The 21696-nt window shown below is 46.6% G+C and carries 16 protein-coding genes and 1 pseudogene; 11 read left to right on the plus strand and 6 right to left on the minus strand.

The window, feature by feature from the left end:
- Positions 1-53: 53 nt before the first annotated feature.
- Positions 54-485: a CBS domain-containing protein gene (locus SSED_RS08885; protein WP_012142066.1), complete on the minus strand. Its 432-nt coding sequence runs from the start codon at positions 483-485 to the stop codon at positions 54-56.
- A gap of 283 nt (positions 486-768) precedes the next feature.
- Here SSED_RS08885 and SSED_RS08890 point away from each other — a divergent pair, with 283 nt between their 5' ends.
- Positions 769-1434 carry a TetR/AcrR family transcriptional regulator gene (locus tag SSED_RS08890; protein WP_012142067.1) on the plus strand — a complete coding sequence of 222 codons (666 nt, stop codon included), beginning with the start codon at positions 769-771 and terminating at the stop codon, positions 1432-1434.
- A gap of 395 nt (positions 1435-1829) precedes the next feature.
- On the opposite strand, the gene cysK is transcribed toward SSED_RS08890, so the two are convergent.
- A complete protein-coding gene (cysK, locus tag SSED_RS08895; protein WP_012142068.1) occupies positions 1830-2798 on the minus strand; it encodes a cysteine synthase A in 969 nt (322 codons plus the stop codon).
- A 294-nt stretch (positions 2799-3092) separates the two neighbouring features.
- Between cysK and SSED_RS08900 the strand changes: the two genes are divergently transcribed.
- Both SSED_RS08900 and SSED_RS08905 read left to right on the plus strand, forming a co-directional pair.
- Positions 3093-4304, plus strand: coding sequence for an RDD family protein (locus SSED_RS08900; protein ID WP_012142069.1), 1212 nt, complete (start codon positions 3093-3095; stop codon positions 4302-4304).
- 300 nt (positions 4305-4604) lie between these two features.
- On the plus strand, positions 4605-5867 hold the full coding sequence (locus tag SSED_RS08905; RefSeq protein WP_012142070.1) for a response regulator: 1263 nt from the start codon (positions 4605-4607) through the stop codon (positions 5865-5867).
- Positions 5868-5870: 3 nt separating this feature from the next.
- Here the strand turns inward: SSED_RS08905 and SSED_RS08910 are convergent, their stop codons facing one another.
- Positions 5871-6785 carry a LysR family transcriptional regulator gene (locus SSED_RS08910; protein ID WP_012142071.1) on the minus strand — a complete coding sequence of 305 codons (915 nt, stop codon included), beginning with the start codon at positions 6783-6785 and terminating at the stop codon, positions 5871-5873.
- A 97-nt stretch (positions 6786-6882) separates the two neighbouring features.
- Here SSED_RS08910 and SSED_RS08915 point away from each other — a divergent pair, with 97 nt between their 5' ends.
- The 3 genes from SSED_RS08915 (at position 6883) to SSED_RS08925 (ending at position 8849) form a co-directional block, all read left to right on the plus strand.
- Complete coding sequence (locus SSED_RS08915; RefSeq protein WP_041421603.1) at positions 6883-7092, plus strand: hypothetical protein; 210 nt, start codon at positions 6883-6885, stop codon at positions 7090-7092.
- Entirely contained in the window at positions 7092-7439 is a 348-nt protein-coding gene (locus tag SSED_RS08920; protein ID WP_012142073.1) for a DoxX family protein, read from the plus strand. Before SSED_RS08915 ends, SSED_RS08920 begins: the two co-directional genes overlap by 1 nt.
- A gap of 513 nt (positions 7440-7952) precedes the next feature.
- Entirely contained in the window at positions 7953-8849 is an 897-nt protein-coding gene (locus SSED_RS08925; RefSeq protein WP_012142074.1) for a LysR family transcriptional regulator, read from the plus strand.
- 51 nt (positions 8850-8900) lie between these two features.
- Here SSED_RS08925 and SSED_RS08930 read toward each other — a convergent pair whose 3' ends face one another.
- The gene (locus SSED_RS08930) at positions 8901-9830 is read right to left on the minus strand and encodes a SphA family protein (RefSeq protein ID WP_223295963.1); all 930 of its coding nucleotides are present in this window, start codon (positions 9828-9830) and stop codon (positions 8901-8903) included.
- A 556-nt stretch (positions 9831-10386) separates the two neighbouring features.
- Here SSED_RS08930 and SSED_RS08935 point away from each other — a divergent pair.
- The 3 genes from SSED_RS08935 to SSED_RS23615 all read left to right on the plus strand — a co-directional run bounded on the left by SSED_RS08935 (position 10387) and on the right by SSED_RS23615 (position 12919).
- Complete coding sequence (locus SSED_RS08935; RefSeq protein ID WP_012142076.1) at positions 10387-11805, plus strand: reductive dehalogenase; 1419 nt, start codon at positions 10387-10389, stop codon at positions 11803-11805.
- Between the two features lie 12 nt (positions 11806-11817).
- Positions 11818-12096, plus strand: a complete 279-nt coding sequence (locus SSED_RS08940) for a VcrB family reductive dehalogenase putative membrane anchor (protein ID WP_041421604.1) — start codon at positions 11818-11820, stop codon at positions 12094-12096.
- 100 nt (positions 12097-12196) lie between these two features.
- On the plus strand, positions 12197-12919 hold the full coding sequence (locus tag SSED_RS23615) for a helix-turn-helix transcriptional regulator (RefSeq protein ID WP_012142078.1): 723 nt from the start codon (positions 12197-12199) through the stop codon (positions 12917-12919).
- A 112-nt stretch (positions 12920-13031) separates the two neighbouring features.
- On the opposite strand, the gene SSED_RS08950 is transcribed toward SSED_RS23615, so the two are convergent.
- Entirely contained in the window at positions 13032-15404 is a 2373-nt protein-coding gene (locus SSED_RS08950) for a carbohydrate binding family 9 domain-containing protein (RefSeq protein WP_012142079.1), read from the minus strand.
- Between the two features lie 807 nt (positions 15405-16211).
- Between SSED_RS08950 and SSED_RS23620 the strand changes: the two genes are divergently transcribed.
- A complete protein-coding gene (locus SSED_RS23620) occupies positions 16212-16607 on the plus strand; it encodes a SpoIIAA family protein (RefSeq protein ID WP_012142080.1) in 396 nt (131 codons plus the stop codon).
- 684 nt (positions 16608-17291) lie between these two features.
- Here SSED_RS23620 and cysZ read toward each other — a convergent pair.
- Entirely contained in the window at positions 17292-18065 is a 774-nt protein-coding gene (cysZ, locus tag SSED_RS08960) for a sulfate transporter CysZ (RefSeq protein ID WP_012142081.1), read from the minus strand.
- Positions 18066-18269: 204 nt separating this feature from the next.
- On the opposite strand from cysZ, the pseudogene SSED_RS08965 reads away from it, so the two are divergent.
- Positions 18270-21685, plus strand: a pseudogene (locus SSED_RS08965) (chromosome segregation protein SMC).
- Positions 21686-21696: the final 11 nt, after the last annotated feature.

A 21696-nucleotide genomic window follows, 5' to 3' on the forward strand; every position in this document is an offset into this window, starting at 1 on the left:
AAGTTCCTGTGACCAGTTCTCAATATGAATGCTCTGTTTAGATCATTTTTAGTTTACACCAGCCGTTCATGGCCTTGCTTATACATAGCCCTGAGTTGATCATCGATGGCTCTCAGTACATCTGAGCGGGTGATAATACCGATGAGTTGATCGTTTTCGTCAATCACCGGGAAGATTTTCGGCTTGGCACTAGTCATGATCTGAGCCAGATCGAAAACGGAGCCTTCCGGACGTGCGGTTAGTGGTTCACTATGCATGACATCACCCACTGTATAATGGTTTTCATTAAGGTAGGTGGCTTCCAGCATCTTTATCAGACAATCCTGTTCGGATATAAAACCTATAACATGCTTGTTTTCATCTACAACGGGACCGCCAATTTGACCTGCCTGTAAAAAGAGTTCAACCGCCTGTGCAATCGGCATGTTGGCGGTAAAAATAACAGGACGCTTGCTCATGTAATCTGCAATTTTTATCGATTCCATATCTCACTCCTTGAATGCAATTAACGAATTTGCCCGTCATACCACAGTCATTTTATGCGCTAAGTACTTAAGATAATTGATGTCGCTCATTTAATTTATTAAGCCTTCATTTATAAGATTAGACGGAATTTATTCATTTGTTGGATAAAAAGTGAGAAGTAATGAAATCAAAAGGCATGTTTATGGATATAATAGTGTTGCTTAGTGTTACATTTTGTTAGAGATGTTGTAGCTTCTCGGGGGAGAAGCCACAAGTTATCGCAATCAGCGAAAAGGATTAATTATGACACACCCATTGACCTATGTTGGACGGCAGACGAGCCGTAGTGATGGTGAAGCCAGAAGGCTAGTCATACTCGAAGCGACGTTAAGGTTGATAGTTAGAGATGGGATCCGCGGTGTTCGGCATCGTGCCGTAGCCAAGGAGGCCGATGTGCCACTGGCGTCGACGACTTACTACTTTAAAGACATTAAAGATCTGATCAGTGATTCGTTAACCTATTTTGCTGAAAAAACATTATGGATGAATGAGGAGCTTGAAAATCGCAGCTTTGAGTTACTCAAAGAGCTCGATGGACTGGCCAAAAAGGACAAAAATAGCGATTTATTGATAGACAATTTAGCTCAATTTATCAGTGAACATATTCGTGAACAGATCTGCCATCGCGATAAACGTATCTTAGAGTTGGCGTTCCACGAGGAGGCCCTGAGAAATGCGCAATTGGCCGATGCGATTAAACGCTTAGATGACTCTTTCCTGTCGACGATTGAGCGATTTTTTGAATTGCTGGGGTCGAAAACCTCAATGGCCGATGCCCATCAGTTATTGGCCTTGATCAAATACCTGGAATATAAATATGTTCTGATAGAGGGGGCTGATGAAGATGATCAGCAGTTAGAGCATATCGTGACCTCTACAGTGCACAATATTATTAATGCTATAGAATAGTACCGGTTGGTATATACCCAAACGACCTCGAAATGCAGGATTCAGCATGTCGAAAAGTGACAGAGTTCAAGGCATGAAATAGCTGGACTAGTCATTCTAATTCAATATTTCATAACGCAGAAACATGTTGCTTCTCGCCTTGCCCTTCGGGAGTTCCCGTAGAATATCCGCACTGCGTTAGTGATATTGAAAAGGGACTTACCATTCTCTTCAATCACTGCCTTGTTCTGCTATCCTACGGGAGCTCTGAAACGAGCATTTTGAAGTGGCTTGGGTATATGACCACGCTTATCCCAAGAGGATGAAATCATCAGCAAGCCCAAAAAATAAAACCCGAATCAGATTCGGGTTTTACTCGTTAAAGCATTAAACTTCACAGCTTAGTACAAAATACTCTACTGGATATTCTCAGCGTCGCTGAACTCACCCTGGAAAAGCACTGAAGAGAGGTAACGCTCAGCAGCTGAAGGAAGAATAACAACGATGTTCTTTCCTTCAAACTCAGGTAGCTCAGCAATTCTATTTGCCGCTACAACGGCCGCACCCGATGAGATACCAACCAGAATACCTTCCTCTTTCATGATACGTTGAGCCATCTCGATAGACTCTTCGTTCGTAACGGCTTCTACGCGATCAATCATCTCGAGATCCAGGTTACCCGGGATAAATCCTGCACCAATTCCCTGGATCTTGTGAGGACCGGGTTGAAGTGCTTGGCCAGACAATGTCTGCTGGATAACTGGCGAGTCTGCTGGCTCAACGGCAACCGAAGTGATGGCCTTTCCTTGGGTATTTTTTATGTAACGACTAACGCCTGTGATAGTACCACCGGTACCAACGCCTGCGACAACCACATCCACTTCACCGTCGGTATCGTTCCAAATCTCTGGCCCAGTGGTTTTCTCATGGATCTCGGGGTTAGCCGGATTATCGAACTGCTGTAGAAGCAGATACTTCTCTGGTGCCGATTGACGGATCTCTTCCGCCTTATCGATAGCGCCTTTCATCCCCTTAGCACCTTCGGTCAGCACTAAATTGGCGCCGAGTGCTTTTAGAAGCTTACGACGCTCGAGGCTCATGGTATTTGGCATGGTGAGTGTTAGCTTGTAACCACGGGCTGCAGCGACATAAGCCAGAGCGATACCGGTATTACCCGATGTTGGCTCAATTATCTCTCTGTCTGAAGTAAGCAGGCCTTTTTTCTCAGCATCCCAAATCATATTGGCACCGATACGGCACTTGACGCTAAAACTTGGATTTCTGGCTTCTACTTTGGCTAAAACATTACCTTTACTAACGCGCTTTAGACGAACAAGAGGGGTGTTACCAATGGTATAAGAATTATCTTCGAAAATGTTGCTCATGGCTTGCTTGCTCCAATCAATTTAGTAAGTAAATAATAATCGCCTTTAGCGGCTTTAGAAGTGATTGTTTGTTCTTCGTTATTCCATTTAGTTATTAATAAACTCATTTTTATTAACAAACCATGGGTGAAGGATGTGACAAAAGTGTTAACCTCTTGTCTGTAAGCACTATTCTGACGCGAATGAGTACCTAAAGCTTGATAGTTGAATATAGAGCATTTTGGATAAAACCGTTAGTCCCTCAGTGTGTAAATTAACCTGTTAATAATCAAAAATAAAAGATAACGGCTTGATATGACTAAGACGATTAAAGAGACAGATCCAAAAACAATGGTGACTCCCTTCGCATTTGAGATCGCTCCTCAGGTGCTCTATACCCCTTTGGCCTCTCCACTTAAACGCGGAATGGCAATGGCCGTCGACGGACTGTTGATCTCTGTTTTGGCTGAGCAGGCGGGTTGGGTGTTTATCCTGCTGGTGGGGTTAACTCTACTGATACAGAGAAAAAGCCATGAGCTTGGCAAAGTGTTGAAGTGGGGATTGTATCTGTCGATGTTTGTGATGATGCTGTGGGTGACGTTTGAGAACCTGGTCTCTACCAGTTCAGATGGACAAACTCAGGAGTCAGAAAGTTATATAACGGCCCCCTCCGTTGGTGAGGTAATAGGTTATCTGCCTGAGATCATCAGATTCAGTATGTGTGAAGAGCTGAGCTGTGCACAAACGGAGTTAGACGCTTTAATTAAGGTGCTTAAACAGACTAATCTGGCTGAAGCGGAACAGAAGGCGATACTCATCGGCGCTATCAAGGAGTTGGCGCTAACCGATGATGAGAAAGGGCAACTGCAGCGTGATATAAGCCAGGCCTATCCAGAACAGACTATCGAACAAGAAGTCGAACCCGATGTTGAACAAGGCATTCAACAAGAAGACGTTCAACAAAAGAGTGATATGAGCGGGATCCATCCGGATGAAGCTGTGAAACCTCTCACAGACGAGGAGCCTGTATCAATGGAGCCTGTTGATACAGAAGAAGCGTTAACCTACCCATTGACCGGGATCGCGAAACAAACTGAGGAGGGCGAGTCGCATCTTGAAAAGCTGGATGAAGATGACGCTGAAGGAGAATACAGTCTCATCTCTTGGGCTAAAGGCATTTTAAATGATCTGGGTTTAGGGTTTGGGTGGGCAGCATTTTATTTTACTGTGTTTACCGCCTGGTTTGATGGGCAGACCTTAGGCAAGAAGTTATTCCGTATTCGGGTGATCCAACTCGATGGTACCGGGCTCTCCTTGTGGGACGCTTTCGGTCGATATGGTGGCTATGGCGCAGGGTTCGCTACCGGACTGTTGGGTTTCTTGCAGATCTATTGGGATGCCAACAGGCAGGCCATACAAGATAAGATCTCAGCTACCGTGGTGGTCGATCTTACCAAAGAAAAGGATGAGTCTATGGTGACACTTTCCTATATAGAGCCATTATTTAACCAGAAACATACTGACTGAGTGCAGACTAAGAACCATTCGAGACGTTTATATGGCTGCTTTCAGGAGCAGAGTTGTCGATTGGAAAGATAAGCTCTATGGTTAAGAGTCAGTAGTCGGGAAAACTATTGCGTTTGCGCTGATGCAATAAACCGATTAAAAAAACGGTCTGAAATAGGGATGTTTTAAATCAGTGCAGTGTTATTAGGCAATGATTAGCAACGGTTTCATGAAATCTGAGATAAGTTGTCTTTCTCAAAGTAAAGGCTCTGTGATGAAGTTCAGTTTATATCTGAACGTTGTAATATTTAGGAGAGAAGATTGCGTATTTTAGTGGTTGAGGACAGTAAAGTTGTGTCCCGTATTTTACAGCATCTTATCGCTCAGGAGTTGGGCTGCGATGTCGATTTCGCAGAAGATCTGGCCAGTGCTAAACAACTATTAGAACAAAAAGAGTATTTTGTCGCGATTACAGATCTAAACCTACCCGATGCAAATGAAGGTGAGATCGTTAAGCTCGTGCTTTCCAAGCAGACTCCTTGCATAGTACTGACCGGAAGTTTAGATGCACAGCAACGTAAGCGTTTATTACAGTTGGGTATCGTCGATTATATTTTAAAAGAAAACCGTTTCAGCTATGAATATGTGGTGAGACTGGTCGATAGACTTCAGCGTAATCAAACCGTCAAGGTGTTGGTCGCCGATGATTCAGTGGTCAGTCGAAAATTTGTCAGAAGCTTACTCGAGCAGCATCTTTATCAGGTGGTAGAGGCCGATGATGGGAACTCAGCCTGGGAGGTCTTGCAAAATCAGCCGGATATTCAACTATTGATCACCGATTATAATATGCCGGGCCTGGACGGTTTTGGTCTTATTTTAAAGGTCAGAGAGAAATTCAGTCGAGAGGAGCTCGCCATTATCGGCCTCTCCAGTGACGATGACGAGAGTCTCTCGGCCCGGTTTATAAAAAACGGGGCAAATGACTTTCTGCAGAAGCCGTTTGTGCATGAAGAGTTTCACTGTCGTGTGCTCAACACCTTAGATTCACTGGATATGATCCGTAAACTCTGGGATCAGGCAAATCTCGATTATCTTACCGGAGTGTACAACCGCCGCTATTTCTTTAGTCAGTATGAAGAGCTGATCATACTGAAAAAACAAAAAAGAGGGGCCTTGACGTTGGCTCTGCTCGATATCGATCTGTTTAAGGGAGTGAATGACACCTATGGTCATGATGTGGGTGACGAGGTCTTGGTGGAGTTCGCCGCACGGTTAAAACGTTCTTTTGGTCAACATTTTACCGTTTCCCGTTTTGGCGGAGAGGAGTTTATTGTCGCATTCAGAGGACTGAATGAAGTGAAGTCCTTTGCTTTGATGGATAAGTTTCGCTCTCAACTGGAAAGTAAACCAATATCAACCAGTAGGGGAGAGTTGTCAGTAACCGTCAGCGCAGGAATCGCGTCTCTTAGCGATGATGAGAGCGAAGAGAGCTTAGATACCCTTATCCAGCGCGCCGACAAAGCCCTGTATGATGCTAAAGAAGCGGGTCGAAATCTCGTCTGTATCGAGTCAGATCATGAGTAGAATTCATGAAGTGGCATCGGTGAACACATCTTCGATTTTCTCACGGATCCACTGATGAACGACATCGTTTTGATGCCTTTCATGCCACATTGCGCGAATGGTGAGAGGTGGTAGAGGAAATGGACACTCTTTTACCACTAAACCATAGACTTGGCTCCCTTTCTTTGCGATAGAATCGGGTAAGAATGCGATTAAATCTGAGTCGGACAGTAGTGGCAGCTGAAAATTGAGGGTCTCGGCTAAGAAGCCTATCTTACGCTTGGGTAAGCCCATCGCTTTTCCGTATTTGCTAACCGGATCGTCCCGATCATCGAGCAGGCTTGACTTAATGTGGGGGTATCGAAAAATGGTTTCAGGTGTCCAGTTTTTTAATACCGGATTACCCTTATCGAGTAAACAAACTAAATTCTCATCCGTAAGACGTTTTTGCATAAATCTGGGTTTAGCCTGTAACCCTGCACCGATAATCATCTCCAGCTCTCCATCATCTAACTTATCGTAGGCCGTTTCATCTAATATTTTTATATCTATCAGAATATTCGGCGCTTCGTGGTTGATTCTTTTAAATGCCTTCGAAAGATAAGATGCAAGAATAAAGTCGTGGGTCTGAATACGGAAATGGGCGTGAATGTGTGAAAGCTCTAATGTTTTGGGGGCAAGTAAACTATCTATCTCTCTGAGAATGAACCTTAGCTTATCTGAGAGTTCGATAGCCCGTGCTGTAGGCTCTAACCCTTTGGCATTTCTGATAAAAAGTGAATCGTCAAATACCCCTCTCAATCTTGCAAGGGTATGACTCATCGCAGACTGGCTGACGTTCATTTTTTGTGCTGCTCGTCCGACATGACGCTCTTCTATAAGCGCGCGTAAAGATTTCAGTAGATTAAGATCGACCTTAGCTAAATTATTTTCATTCATAGTATTTATTAGTCGTAATCATTTTAATTAATAATGCTTGGAAGTTAAGCTACTTTCAACCTCCAAGGCATTTTTCCTCAAGAGTAGAAAGAGCAATATGAATATTTTGAACACTGGCACCAATAGCGGATTTGGCAGAGATATGGCGGTACAACATACACAAACGGAACATACTACCTGTACCGCGATGCGTTGCCTGAATGGAATAAATGAAGCGAGTGCGGCAGCCTTTGTTGAACTATCGGACTGTCTTGAAGTTTTGAATAATACCTATGGCTATTTGTGTCGCATTCAGGTGGAGAAATAATGGATACCTTAGTAACAGTGATCATCGGTCTGCTCTCGGTTTTTTTCATCTTCGCAGGCTCAATTAAGCTGCTTGGCTGGCAGAAGATGATCTTCGAAAAACAGCTTGAGTTTTTTCACTCCTACGGGCTAAACCGTCAGATCATGGCTGTAGTCGGAGTCGTCGAGTTGATTGGGGCAACAAGCATCTGGTTACAGAGCAGTATATTAGGAGTTCTGGGGGCTGCACTGTTATTGGCGACATCTCTGGGAGCCATCTTCTTTCATCTGCGTTTCGACACCTGGAAAGACGGCGTTCCTGCTATGCTAACTCTGATACTGTCTGGCGTTGTTATCTTCTTGGCTTAATTCATAGGATATCTTTCAGGCTCAGTAAGATAAATTCTTACTGTGTTTTATATTTTATTATTTACAGTCTATTTAGGTTTGGTATTGATTACACATACTAAAGATAAAAGTATCAGATAATTGATGTCCCTACATAAAGTGATAAATACAGAATTCATCTATACAACTCTTATCAGGTGAGGGACTTATTGGGTTCGAATCATCACTTACTCTAATTATATCGACAATGTTGTTATACTGTTTTTCCTGAATTTAATTAATGCTAGCTCAGGTTGTTATCAGGCAATATGACATTCTATATTTTTAATACGTTGGAGTAGCTCGTGGTCGAATTAAAAGTGTTTGGGGCTTGATGGTAATGATGCTGGTTTGGTATGAACTCCTGTGATTTATATCCGGTAATAGAAAAATGATATTTTTAATCGAGTAAAGCCTGAGTCAGGTCATGTTATTTATGAACACAAATCTTGATAATACCCACACTTATTTTTAACCGCTAAGCCAATTGCTGCCATGAAAACCGAAGATCTTGCACTATTTAATAAGGTTGTCGAATATCAAAGCCAGAGTGCGGCGGCGAGAGCCTTGGGTATTCCTGTCTCAACAATTAGCCGCAACATTTGCCATTTAGAGGAGCATCTTGGCACCCGGTTGCTGGACCGAACTACTCGCAGTCTGGCACTGACCGAAGCGGGTATTGAATTGCTGGAAAGGAGCAAAGACATTCTTGCCGCAGTTGAAGCGCTGGAGCTGAGTGTGGGCCAGTTACAGTTGAAGCCAGAAGGTGCTGTAACCATCGCCGCTCCACTGGACTTTATCAACCTAGCCTGCAGCGATGCACTGAATGACTTTCATCAGCGCCATCCAAAGTTAAGAATGAGATTCATCTCCTATCAGAGCAGACAAAACCCAATGGATGTGAAGGCCGATCTTGTACTGTTTGTTTGTCATGGAAATCCGCCTGACAGCTCATTTATTGGCCATAAACTCACATCGATAAAACGAAGTTTTATCGCTAGTCCGGATTTTATTGCCAAACACCCACATCTTACTCATCCCAGCCAGCTGGGCGATTATCCTTGCCTGCTTTCGGCAAAAGGGGCGCAGCCTGCCAATATTTGGTTGTGGAGTGAACAGCAACAGTCCCATAGCGTAGAGGTAGATGGTCCGCTGGAATCGGAAACCAACGAACTGTGTATTACCGCCGCCGTTAACGGCGCTGGAGTGGCTTGGGTGCCGCCGGCTATGTGCCAGAAATACCTCAATGAGGGGCGATTGCAACAGGTTTTTGGTGACAAGTTTACCTGTGATGTGGACATTTGGGGACTCTACTCCAGTCGTCATTATCTGCCACACAGAGTACGTCTGGTGTTGGAATTCTTTCAACAGGAACTGTCGCAAATGCAGTAGTGGCGTGGTATCAGGTTTGAAAGCTGATACCATGCCGATAAACGCTAGGGGCTAAAACGATTTGGTCAGGGTAAAGACGAACGAAGAACCTTCTGCGGTGTTTTTGGCACCAAACTCATGCACATAGCGCAAGTTACCCTGCAGCAACCAAGGTAAATACAGCATGTTGAGCTCAGCACCAACGCCATAGGCTTCCTTACGTTCATCGGCAATGGTTCCAGGACCATCTTGGCTGTCATCGCTAATCTGCCATGTGGCGCAATAATTAATTCCGGGACGAACCAACCACTGGTTGTCGACCATAAATTGCTTGCCTATACCCCCTTCGATGGTAAATTCGGCTCCCGGACGAACATGGGTATCATCCTGCTCAGTGTGAACCAGTGTGCGGGTCAGTGCACTGATGGTCCAGGATTTCTCAGTATCCAGATAATAAGTTCCGCCGGCGGTCAACATACCAGACCAGTATCCTAAACCGGGTGAGGCCGCATCACTAAAGTCATAGTCACCAGTGGGTGCAATCAGTGCCAATGTCAGAATGGCATCATAACGTTCGCGGTACCAGAACAGGGCCAGAGGTTCCAGAATCACATCGCCTAACGCGAAAGATGTGTTGTCATCGACGCCAATGGGATCAATCGAGATGTCTTTGCTCACCATAGGAATAAGGACGTTATAGCCCCAGTTTGCACCCCAGATTTTCTTTTCTGTTATATGAACAAATCTATGTATCTGAGCATAAGCGCTCAGATCAAAATCCAAGCCGACATCATCGCCATTATTATCAGTCAGGGTATCGGCGTTGTACCAGGTGTTGTACATACGGTAGTGCAAGCCGGGTGGTGGCGGAGAACCAGCGGCGACGCCTTCTCCTCCCAATGGGTAATGGGAGCCCGAGGTCGCCGCAACGGCGGCAGAGGCATTCAAAACAAGACCGGTTATTCCGGCTAGGCACAGCAGCGAACGTTTATAGTTTTTCAATTTATCTCTCCTGGTTAGAATGTTTTTAGAAATATTTAAAGTCCATGACTTGACTGCCACTGTGAATAAAATCATTGTGATTTTATGGCGGCATTTAAAAGTATTTAATGTTTTTACTGTTAGTTATTAACTCTTGATTGTTGGTTGTTAGTTATATTGGCCTGATTCCTATTGTCCTGGTTGGGTTCTGTCTAGTTTGATGAGATTAAAGTTTTTAACTTGTAGAGATCATGCTCTGTCATTTATTTACCGTAAGCTCATGGGTTTACAATTTAAATCCGCATTCATTTTATTGTTATTTTATAATCCATTTCTCAGCGCTGTTTATTAAGGTATATGTTTTTCTCCTAACGTAACTTCAAGTGTTTGAGATGATGCATGACTTTCTTATATGTATTTGTGAGAGATATCTTGAAAGAGGAAATTATACTGTGCAGTTTTTGAGAAGGTGCTTCCAGAATATTGCGCTACATTAAGATCCATGGCCTCTATACAATTTATCTCAACATTAACCGTTTTTTGGTTTCGACCAACTCTCAAAGATGTAGGGATAAGTATGAGCGAACAAGAGAAACAAGCCGTCGACGAGAGTCGGCGTCAGCTATTAAAAATCGGTGCAGGCACCATAGCCGGTGTCGGCGTCGTGGCAGGAGCAGGAACTTGGATAAAACAAAAAGTTGAAGGTGTCGAGCAAGATGGCTATCCAGTTGAAATTTCGCCTGAATTAAAACCCAAAGATCAGCGCGATGTGCTGCTTACCTTTGCCTGCAGTCCGGCATTGGCCGCAAAGCATCCAGAGCGTAACCTGAGTTTTAGTTTGGATAGTGAGGGTCCGATTAAGCCGGGCGAAAAAGCGTTTAATTTCCAGCAGCACTGTCAGAATTTCCTTACTGCACCCGAGCGAGCCGATAATACCAAGGTTGGCTATACCCAACTGGATTATGCCCTCGAAGAAGCATGCTGGGAAGGTATGAACCGGATGGCGCCGATGCAGGCATTCGGTTTCCCCAATCAAGGGATGTTCGGCTGGGATCAGTCCGATGTCGTAGATCATAAGTACCCGTTTGAAGATTCGGTAGAGATGATCAGCGCGATTAAGACAGCGGCCAAAACATTCGGCGCCGTCAGAGTGGGTATTTGCCGGCCTGACAAGCGTTGGAACTATGACCCTCTCTATGATGCCATTCAAGAAAAAACCCTTAGCTGGGAAGAGGATTTTCCGTTCGAGCCTAAATCGGTCATCGTGATGCTAACCGATATGGACTATGAGGCAATGGCTTGTGCTCCGATGATCCCGGCATCAGCTACTGCGGCCATGGGTTATAGCCATAATACCTTGCAGGCCGGCGCTATGGCTAAGTTCCTGCGAAGGCTTGGTTACCCGGCCGTCGGTTCCGGTAATGACTTAGGGAACTCGGTTGCCTATGCAATTTCCGCCGGACTCGGTGAGGGAGCGCGTAATGGTCAGATAATTGCGCCTGGCCTAGGCCCAAGAGTGCGTATTTCCAAGGTTTATACCAATCTTGAGCTCGATGACGCCGCCTATGACAAGCCGCGGGACTTCGGCATCTTGTCATTCTGTGAAAATTGCAAGCGTTGCGCCGAGTCATGTCCGGGCAAGGCTATCAGCATGGATGATAAACCTTCTATGGGATCCACACTCCCAGGACATGATGACCCGGATTACAACTGGCAGGGCCAGCCAGGCATACGCAAATTTCATAACGATGCCAAGAAATGTTTCAAGTTCTGGTCTGATAACGGCGGTGATTGCGGTGCCTGTATTAGCTCCTGTCCCTGGAACAAGCCTGACTTCTGGCATCACAGACTGATCGACGGTTCCAACACCTTCACCGGCGGCGCCGTGCATAGCATGATGAAGCAAGCCGATATCCTGTTTGGCTATGGCAATGTCAACGATGAGAAGGCGGTCAAGAAATTCTGGCGTAGTGGTTTTAGCGGTGATTTCACCTAAGGAAGAAAACATATGATGGGTTTAATGTGGTTTTTGATGGGGATGGGCACGACGGCTGCCCTCTGGGGTTTTCTCTGCCTGCGAGGTCGCTATCAACTCGGCTGGAAAGCTAATTTGGGCTTATTTTCATCCTTTGGTTTTGCCTGGATCTGTATCGGCTGGTCCTGGGGCTCGTTTGCCGAGGGGGAGCCGCAATCGGGCGCAATGGGATTGATCTCATTCGGCCTGCCGGCCCTGGTGTTGTTTGTCATGAGCTGGCAGAAGTTTATTCAGCCTAATAGAAGAGTGTGATCTCGTAAGATTGCGGCTAAAGATTTCTATCTTTTGGCCGTTTTCATCAGTTGAGTATTAAAGAGGCATTCTATGACCAACCATCCACTAGGAGAGGCTCGTGACCCGGATATCACTGGAACACGGATTAACCGATCTGCTTAGAAAGAGTCGGGATCATCTTGGCGTGGGTGATATCTGCTATTGCTATGATATCAATAGCCCGGATGACTGGCGCTGTCGCATAAAAAGCGGCGTTAAAATGATGAAGCTGTTCGAGAAACGCAGGCAGCTGTTTGCAAGTTCAGCCAAGGCGCTCAGTTTATGGCGCAAGAAGGCATTTTATTACAATAAGATGACCGAAGAGGTCACCAGGCTTTTCTCCCTGCCAGTATATGTGTGGCCCAAAAGCAAGATGCCATCGAGGTTGCAGCTTTGCATCGAACAATCCGGGGTGGCAAGTCTGGTGACTATCTCTTTACCTTGCCTCTTTTCCCCAAAGTTGTCGGGGCGATTTATGTTGTTGCTGGACTGTCAGGAACAACTCGAGGCGTTGCTGGAGCGGATGGACGATATCGAAAAACATCTGATGGAGCTGCAGATGAACATAGTGATCAATTACGGCGACAAGATTAATCCCTTAGTGGATTACAACATAGTGACGCCGGTTTCGGCCATGGTGCTTAGCTATCTGGCATCGGGGGAGGACAGGGAGGATGTGTCCCGAAAGCTCAAGCTCACGATGCGGGGCGTGGACTATCACATCAGCCTGCTAAAGCAGGTCTTGGGGGCGAAAACCATAGCCCAGCTTATCTATCAAGCCGGGCTGTGCCGCTTAGTTTAATGAAGAAGCTGCCCCGAAGCCATCTTGAAACAGGGGGGCGAAGCGTTATCGTCCAAGGCTGTTTTTCGCTCAAGACAGTTTTTATCGCTCAAGGCTGCTTTATTGACAAGCTTTACAATAACCAGGCGTAACTCAACTTCATAAAGTAGGTCTGTTCGGTGCGGGTCAATGCATCGATCTCATCATCACGGTTTAAACCGTCTGAATAGCCTAAATAAAATACACTCTGGGGATTGAGTTTATACCCGTATAACACCTCATTACCCAGTTGCTGCTCTTTTGCATCCGGTGAGCTATAGAGGTAAAGCGAAGGCTCTCTCTCGATATGGGTGTAGATGCTGGATATTCGGATAAAGTTACGCAGATTGATGTGCCAGTTCAGGCGAACGTCACTCAGGTTAGCGGTGAAGAGTCGGCCATCGTCGACATCTAATGCACGGTAGAGATGTGAGACGTCCAGCGACACAGAATCAGAAATCTTCCACTCCACACCTGGATTCACAAACAGCTCTGTTCCTAGCTGATCATTGGCAAAATCGATGTTATCGCCATAGCTGAGGTCGAGATCCAGAGTCAGGGCTCTACTTGGAATGATCTTACTGTAACCCCAGGCCTTGGTCTCATTAAATAGCTGGGTGTTGCCGTCGATGGCAAGCTGTGAGCTATCGTGTCGTCTACCCACACGCTCTCTGGCCACGATGCCAAAGGCGGTATAGCTCTGCATCGAACCTTCAAATTCGACTTTCGCTTCTATCTCCTGCTCCAGCAGCTCTCCCGCCTGATTGTGGCTGATATCCCAATCGCCGCCGAGTTCGACACGGCTAATCGAGGAGTCCTGCGGGTACCAGGTATAGCCGCCACCAGCAACCAACTTACTGACATCGACTCTACTGATAAAACCTAAATCTGCCCTGAAGTCATCACCCGCCGATTCATACTGGGTAAACGCATACCAGTTTCGGCGTTCATGCTTGTACTTGAGGTGATAAAAGCTGTCACTGAATTCACCCTCTTGCTTGGTGCGCAACACCCGCTCATTGACGCCGCAGTCCGAGAGCTCACAATTGCTGTCCGGCAGACAATCACTCCCGGAGCAAAACTCTCTGTAGAGCTCATCCGGATATTGGGTCGAGGAGAACACATATTGCGCCGTGAAGGTGTCCTGTGGTGTGGGCTGATATTTAAGATCTCCGCTGGCAAGGTAGTTATGATACTGGTCACTGCGCTTAGCCGTGATTAAGGTGCCAATAGAGAGTTCATTGCTGATATCTGCCCGGTAACGGCCGGCAAGGTTAATACTCTCCTCATCGAGACTGGCAATATCAGAGCTCAGGTTACCGGGGATCAGAAAGTTGGTTTTGGTGTCATTGCTCGCCATCACCGCGAAGGTATGGTTATCGACCTTGCTGGTGAGTTTCAGACCATAATCTGGTGAGACAATATTTCGGGTATGTAGCAGCTGAAGTTGAGTGTCGAAATAATCTTTATTGTCCAGAAAGAAAGCACGCTTCTCGGGATAAAACAGCGCAAAGGTACTGTTGATATCTAATTGGCCGGCATCGGCCTCGACCTGCGAAAAATCGGGATTGATGGTCGCGCTTAGTAGGGTGCTCGGGGTGATCCCCCAACGAATATCCAGACCGGGCTCGACCGAGTTGTCACTGTCCCAATCGGCGCCGGGCTCAGCGTCCCGCTGACTGTTTCGGTTAAACACCAAAGAGGGGGTCAACTGGAGATCCTGGCCGGGTTTAAGGCCCTCAAGCCCCGTCGCTGTACCCAGCTGACAAAGCTGGCAGCTGTTATTTCTGTCGATCTGATGGGTCGATAATCTTCGTACCTGATCTCTGGGATAGAAGCGGATAAATTCGACGCCCCAGGTTTGCTCCCCCAGCTGACTGTCGAAGTTAAACAGCCTCAGTGGCAGCTCTATTTCGACCTGATAACCTTGCTCGGTCTTGCGGGCACTGGTGTACCAGATCCCATCCCAGGCATCACTCTCATCACCGGTCAGTTCATTCTCGATGGAGTCGGTCTGCACACCATAGGGGTTAACGAAGAACTGATAAGCCAGCCTCGAGTCATTGAAGGTATCGAGCTTAATGCCGACAAGATCGTCGCCCCAGGTATCGTCCCTGTCGTTGAGATTCGCGCGGATAATATCATCATCGATGCTGGAATCGGGATCGCGGGCAATAAAAGAGATAAACAGACTCTCACTGGTCGAAAATATCTTGGCGGTCGTCCCCACAGGAGCCAAAATATTCTCCCCGGGACTGGTCTCATATTTTAGCTCGGCGATGGCGGCATCTTGCCACTGCGCCTCATCGAGATCCCCGTCGATGGTCGCGCCATCTTCGAGTGTCGGTATGCTGAGGCTGAACTGGTGACTGCTGCCGGCATAAGTGGAAAAAGAAGCGCAAGCGCCGATAATACCGGCCAGTAACAGGCTCGATAATTGAGTGGGGAAGGGGGGCTTGAATTTCATTATTATATGGCTGAATTCTTATTGTTATTTTTGTGTGTGAATTGTGACAGAAAGGAGGTGTTCAAGGCGAGTCGAATTTGTTACAAATGTTATCTGCCTTCGAATTAAGGCAGTATAAATTTTAATTTTTTTGTGTTGAATAAGATGCTGGTGGTCGAAGCTCCATAGTTATCTATCGCCTCCGGCGAGGGATGTGCAGACACTTCTGTGACACGATACGACTCTTGATTTCATAAGAAGTATCCCTATAGTCTCGGCCGTGACATCTGATGTGAATGGATTCACAAATGCTGTGGTGAAAAGGATGTCATAGAACGGCCTTGTCACGGACGGTCACAGCTGTATCTACACTGCGTTGTTTTTCTCTTCGATTAGGCTTTATTGCTAGGTTTAGTAACTCATCTCTGCCCCGAAATGAGTTGCAGCCTTTAATCTCGCACGCTCTCAGCTGTCCGTTCTACTCTACTTTTTATATGGTGTTCTTGTTCATCAGCTCGAACTCTTTAATGATTGATAGGGCTAGCCACTCCCACCTGTATTGCTCCAAACAGCATCTAGCCACATATGCCATCGCGCGTAGTTCCGTAATACCACAAACAACAATCGCGCGGAATGAACATCGCAGCATCAAAAAGCTTCATCTCCAGCCCGCAAATAACAAGGCGCTGTTGCCAACCGACTACACTTCGCTCGTTGTGCGCTAAACTCTACGCTAGCACACAACGGATCCGTTCCATCGGAGGCAAAGCTTGGCGTTATGACGCAAACAATAGAGTTAAAGCATGACAAATCTAAGAGGAGATAATAATGGCTATTGAATTTGGACTTGAAGAAGCTTCTAATATTTTTTTGATCAACGTATCTAAAAAACTGGGCATTGAAGAGCTGATCCATGCACAAGGAAAGTGTGAATCGACCATTAAGGCTGTGGGCAATATAAAGATCTTGATAGTTCTTAGTGATTTTCAAGGATGGGAAAAAGCGCAAGGATGGGAGGATATAAGCTTTGCGGAAAAAAATGATGCTTACATTGATAAAATTGCGATCGTTGGTGATAAAGAACGATGGGAGGATTTGATTCATGCGTTCACCACCAAAGGTCTAAGGCCTGTGCCTATTGAGTTTTTCGGAGAGACAGAGATATCGGCTGCCAGGGGCTGGCTTGTTGATGGTGATAAGGATAAGGATGCAACGAAATACTGAGAGTTGGTGAAATGCACAAGTTGCTGCATCGGACGTGGTAAAGCAGTCTTCTTTTGTGCAACAAGGCCTCACAAAAGCAACCATCTTCAGCACACTGTTGAGCAAGGCGTTACCGTATATCCGATTGCCATACCTTACCTATATCAAGATCTCATGAGTTAAAGCCTAAGATCTAGCTCGTTTATGTCCAGAAATGAGTTTGAAAGGACTTGTAAACCCTGTGACTTGTAAACCCAAATCGAAGAAACAACTTTCTCGAAGCCAGAGTCAGGTGTAAACGCGGCTGTGACCTTCGGCATCAGGGATGATGTCGCAGAGCGTATAGGGACATATTCACAGCGTGTCACAGAAGTGTTTGCACATTCAGCTAGCCGCAGGTGATAGATAAATCTGAAGTTAAAGTCTTCAGCAATAGGCGTTCAGTCCAATGAACCCAATCTAAAAAGATATTTGAAACTTGTTATCTGACAAGTAAACAAGTTTTTGTCCAAAACCGTGTTGAACGAAGCCACTGCACGGCAGAGTGAACCACACTCGATCCTTACTCTCTGTAACAGCGTCCCACATAAGCATCTACATGTGGGACTGCTGCAAGTAATAAACACCATTACGGTCATGCCAATCAATAATCACACCAACATCAACAGCGCCAATTGAAACCAATAAGAAAAGTAACCGGAGACGTTACTCCGGCGCTATCTCCGGGTGCTTGTAGGCTTCACGATACTTATCTACCCACATCGCCGTGGCGCCGCAAATGGCTACCGGCATGACGATAAAGTTGACGATCGGGATCATCGAGAACAGGGTGACTGATGCGCCGAAGGTGAAGCTGGTGCCTTTGGTCTGATTGAGAGCAAACTTCATGTCAGTGAAGGCCACCTTGTGGTTATCGAAGGGATAATCACAGTACTGAATGGCCATCATCCAGGCGCTGAATAGGAACCAGATAACCGGGGCGGCGGTTTGACCCAGCAGGGGGACCCAGAACAGGATCAGACAGATGATGGCTCTGGGCAGGTAATATTTAAGCTTTATCCATTCCCGCCCGAATATCCGCGGCAGGTCTTTAACCAAGTCGACGGTGGTGCCTGTGTTGAGATCTTTGCCTGTCAGGTGCTGCTCCACTTTTTCGGCGAGCAGGCCGTTAAAGGGGGCGGCTATCCAGTTCATCACTGAGCTGAAGATAAATGAGAGCACCACCAATAAGGTGATGACGGCCAATGGCCAGAGGATGAAGTTGAGCCAGCTCAGGTAATCGGGGAGCTGGGCCGAGATCCAGCCGAAGGCATTTTCCAGCTGGCCAATGGCGAAATAGATAACGCCGGAGAAAAGCAGCAGGTTAACCATCAGTGGAATAAACACAAAACTTCTCAGCCCTTTCTGTTTTATCAGGCTAAATCCGAAGAGAAAGTAGTCCATCCCACTCTTACGGGATGTTTTAGCTGTTTGATTCATAAGTAGACACGTCTATGTTAGGCATAAGAAAAAACTATCTGAATTGTGTTCCAGTCAGTTTCCGATGACAAGAGTTATATGGAACAATGGCTAATAAAAACGTTACAAAATACTGCCCGCTTTGGTAAAGTAGCCCCAGAAAATCAACTCTAAATAAGCTCTGTTCGGCAAAATGTATTTGCTGAAAACGACCTAACTGGCACCATGAGACTCAAACAGATAAAACTTGCTGGATTTAAGTCGTTTGTCGATTCAACTAAGATCCCTTTTCTCAACCCGCTAAGCGCGATCATTGGTCCCAATGGTTGTGGTAAATCTAATGTCATCGATGCCGTGCGTTGGGTGCTGGGCGAAAGCTCGGCTAAGCATCTGCGTGGCGACTCCATGGCCGATGTCATCTTTAATGGCTCCAGTGCCCGAAGACCCGTATCGGTCGCCGGTGTCGAGCTCCTGTTTGAAAACCAGGATGGCCGCCTTACCGGGCAATATGCCAGCTATCAGGAGATCTCGGTAAAGCGGCAGGTGACACGAGACGGCGACTCCTCCTATTTTCTCAATGGGCAGAAATGCCGCCGCAAAGATATTACCGATCTATTTATGGGCACGGGTTTAGGGCCTCGAAGCTACGCGATTATCGAGCAGGGGACCATCTCCCGTCTGATTGAGTCTAAGCCTCAAGAGCTGAGAGTGTTCATCGAGGAGGCGGCAGGGATCTCCCGTTATAAAGAGCGGCGACGCGAGACCGAAAACCGGATCCGTCACACCAGAGAGAACCTCGAGAGACTCGGCGATATTCGCACCGAACTCGGGCGTCAGCTGGAGAAGTTGGCCGAGCAGGCGAGTGCTGCTAAGCAATATCGCGAGTTTAAGCAATCTGAACGAATACTGGACTCAGAGCTTTCTGTCAGCCGTTATATTGAGTTAACCAGTCAAACCGAAAAGTTGACCCTGGAGGTAAACAAGCTTGAACTGGATAAGGCAGAGCTTGATGCCGAAAAAGAGAAAACCGAATTAGCCTTAACCCAGTTGAGTGTGCAGCTGGCGGAACTCGAGCGTGAAGAGCACAAGCGGGTAGAAGATTTTACCAATGCGGAAACCAGATAGGTAAGCTCGAGCAAGATCTTAAGCACAGGCAGCAGCAGGACGCCCATATCGATCAACGGATCTCGGCGATCGTGATTAAGCTCGATAACCACAATGCTCAGTTAAGTGCGGATGAGGCCTTAAAGGGCGCCTTGAGCTTAGAGTTTGATAATCAAACTCCCTTAGTCGACACTCTGGCCTCCTCATCGACTGATTTAACGGTTCGGCTCAATGAACTCGAAGGCGAAGGGGATCGGCTTTCCACATTCTTAAACCTGCACAAAGAGCAGGTCTCGGCTTATCGGTTAGAGCATGAGGTTTCACGCTCAAAGCTGACTCATCTTGAGGTAATGGTTGAGCAGAAAAAGCAGCAGATAGAAGATAATCGAAAACAGAGCGACGAAGTTGCGGCCGAGCAATCCAGTGAGAGTCATCAGCAGCAGGCATCAGAACTCGAGCAGTTAATGACCGAGGCGGATCTTCAGCAGGAGATCAATGAAGAGTCAGAATCGAGACTCACTATCGCGACCCAAGAACAAGCCAAACTCAGAGCCAAACAGGAAGCTTTGAGTCAGTCTCTTGCCGAAGAGAGAGGGCGTTTAGCCCTGGTCTCTAAGTTACTGCCGGATGAGACCGAACTCGAGGGCGAAAAAGCCCTGTGGCAGCTACTCGAAGTGAAACCCGGTTGGGAGAAAGCCGTCGAACTTCTGTTTGATGGATTGCTTAAGACTCCTGCCGACGTCGAAGCACAAGAGGGTCGTGAAGGATTTAGCTCATGGGATCAGCACACCTGGTCCGTTGTCAGCTGCAGTGCCAACCTCTCACCTTGGCTATCTAATGTTCAGTGGGCGGAAAGTATCGATGCTGCTAAGCCACTACTCGTCGGTTTAGGTGACAATGAACGTATCGCCACCGCCGACGGTTATCTGCTTGGCAAAGGTTTCGTGATTAGAAAGGGCACGGATTCGGGCTCTCTGGTGCAGTTAAAGCGGGAACAGGATGCGCTTGAATTAAGCATTACCGGTTCCGAGGCCCTGTTAAGCGATCTGTTATCACAGAATCATGAGCTGCACGCCATTATCGAACCTTTGAAATTATCGCTCCAGTCGGGTAACGAACGTCTGCAGCAGTTGAGACTCTCTATTGCGGGGTTAAGTTCACAGATAAGCGCCGCGGAGCACAGGGCAAAGGAGTGTGAGGCGAGAGGTAAGCGACTGAACCTGGAGTTTGAGCAGTATAAGTTAACGCTCGATGAGCTTTTGGTCACCCAAGCGGCGCTCAGCGACAAGCTCGGCGGCGGACTCGGCAAATTACAGGCAGCAGAAACCGAACAAGTCCGATTCGTACAGCAACTTCAGCTGAAAGGCGAACAGATAAAAGCGCTAAAAGAGCAGGGCGCTTCGCAGCAGTCGAAACTCAATGAGTCCAACTCTGTGATGCAGGCACTGAAGACAAAAATTGCCCTCAATGCCCAGTCCATCACACAGCAACAGACCCGTATCGAAGAGTTGAGCCTGGCTAAGTCGGCACTGGAAAACCAGTTGGCGAAGCAAGATGCTGACAACGAAGATGGCAAGCTTAGTGCGTTAAATGAACAGCTTGCGAAAGCCCTGGCTAAGCAGGAACAGAAGCAGACCGAGCTGTCGACACTGCGTCAAGAGCAAACCCGGCTGCAAGAAGCGAGTGATAGCGCAGGATTAACGAAAAAACAACACCTTGGCAAGATAGAACACTTGACTCAGTCTATCAGCACGTTAAAGTTACGTCGCGAAGGTTTAAAAGGTCAGGCAGACAGCCAATTGATGCAGCTTAATGAGCAAGAGATTAAGCTCGATGAAGTTAAGCTCTCTTTAGATATGAATAAGAGTTCGCAGGCCCGCCAAAGAGAGTTAGAGCGAGTACGTGCCCGCATTACTCATCTGGGGGCGATCAACTTAGCCGCCATCGAGGAATATGAGCAGCAAAGTGAGCGAAAATCATATTTAGATAGTCAGGATGAGGATCTAACATCGGCACTGACCAGCCTCGAAGAGGCGATTCGTAAGATAGATAGAGAGACGAAGAGTCGTTTTAAAGAGACCTTTGATAAAGTGAACCAAGATTTAGGTGTACTCTTTCCGAAAGTATTTGGCGGAGGCAGTGCACATCTGGCTTTGACCCATGATGACTTGCTCGAAACCGGAGTGACGATTATGGCGAGGCCACCGGGTAAAAAGAATAGTACGATTCATCTTCTTTCCGGTGGAGAAAAAGCGTTAACCGCTTTATCATTGGTGTTTGCGATTTTCAGACTGAATCCTGCACCTTTTTGTATGTTGGATGAGGTCGATGCACCTTTAGATGATGCCAACGTCGACAGATTCTGCCGGCTGGTCAAAGAGATGTCTCAAAGTGTGCAATTTATATATATCAGTCATAACAAGATCACCATGGAATTGGCTGACCAACTGATAGGCGTCACTATGCATGAACCGGGTGTTTCACGCATAGTCGCTGTAGATATTGATGAAGCGGTGGCACTAGCCGACGCTGTTTAACCATAGGAAAG

Source organism: Shewanella sediminis HAW-EB3 (genome assembly GCF_000018025.1).
Lineage (GTDB): Bacteria > Pseudomonadota > Gammaproteobacteria > Enterobacterales > Shewanellaceae > Shewanella > Shewanella sediminis.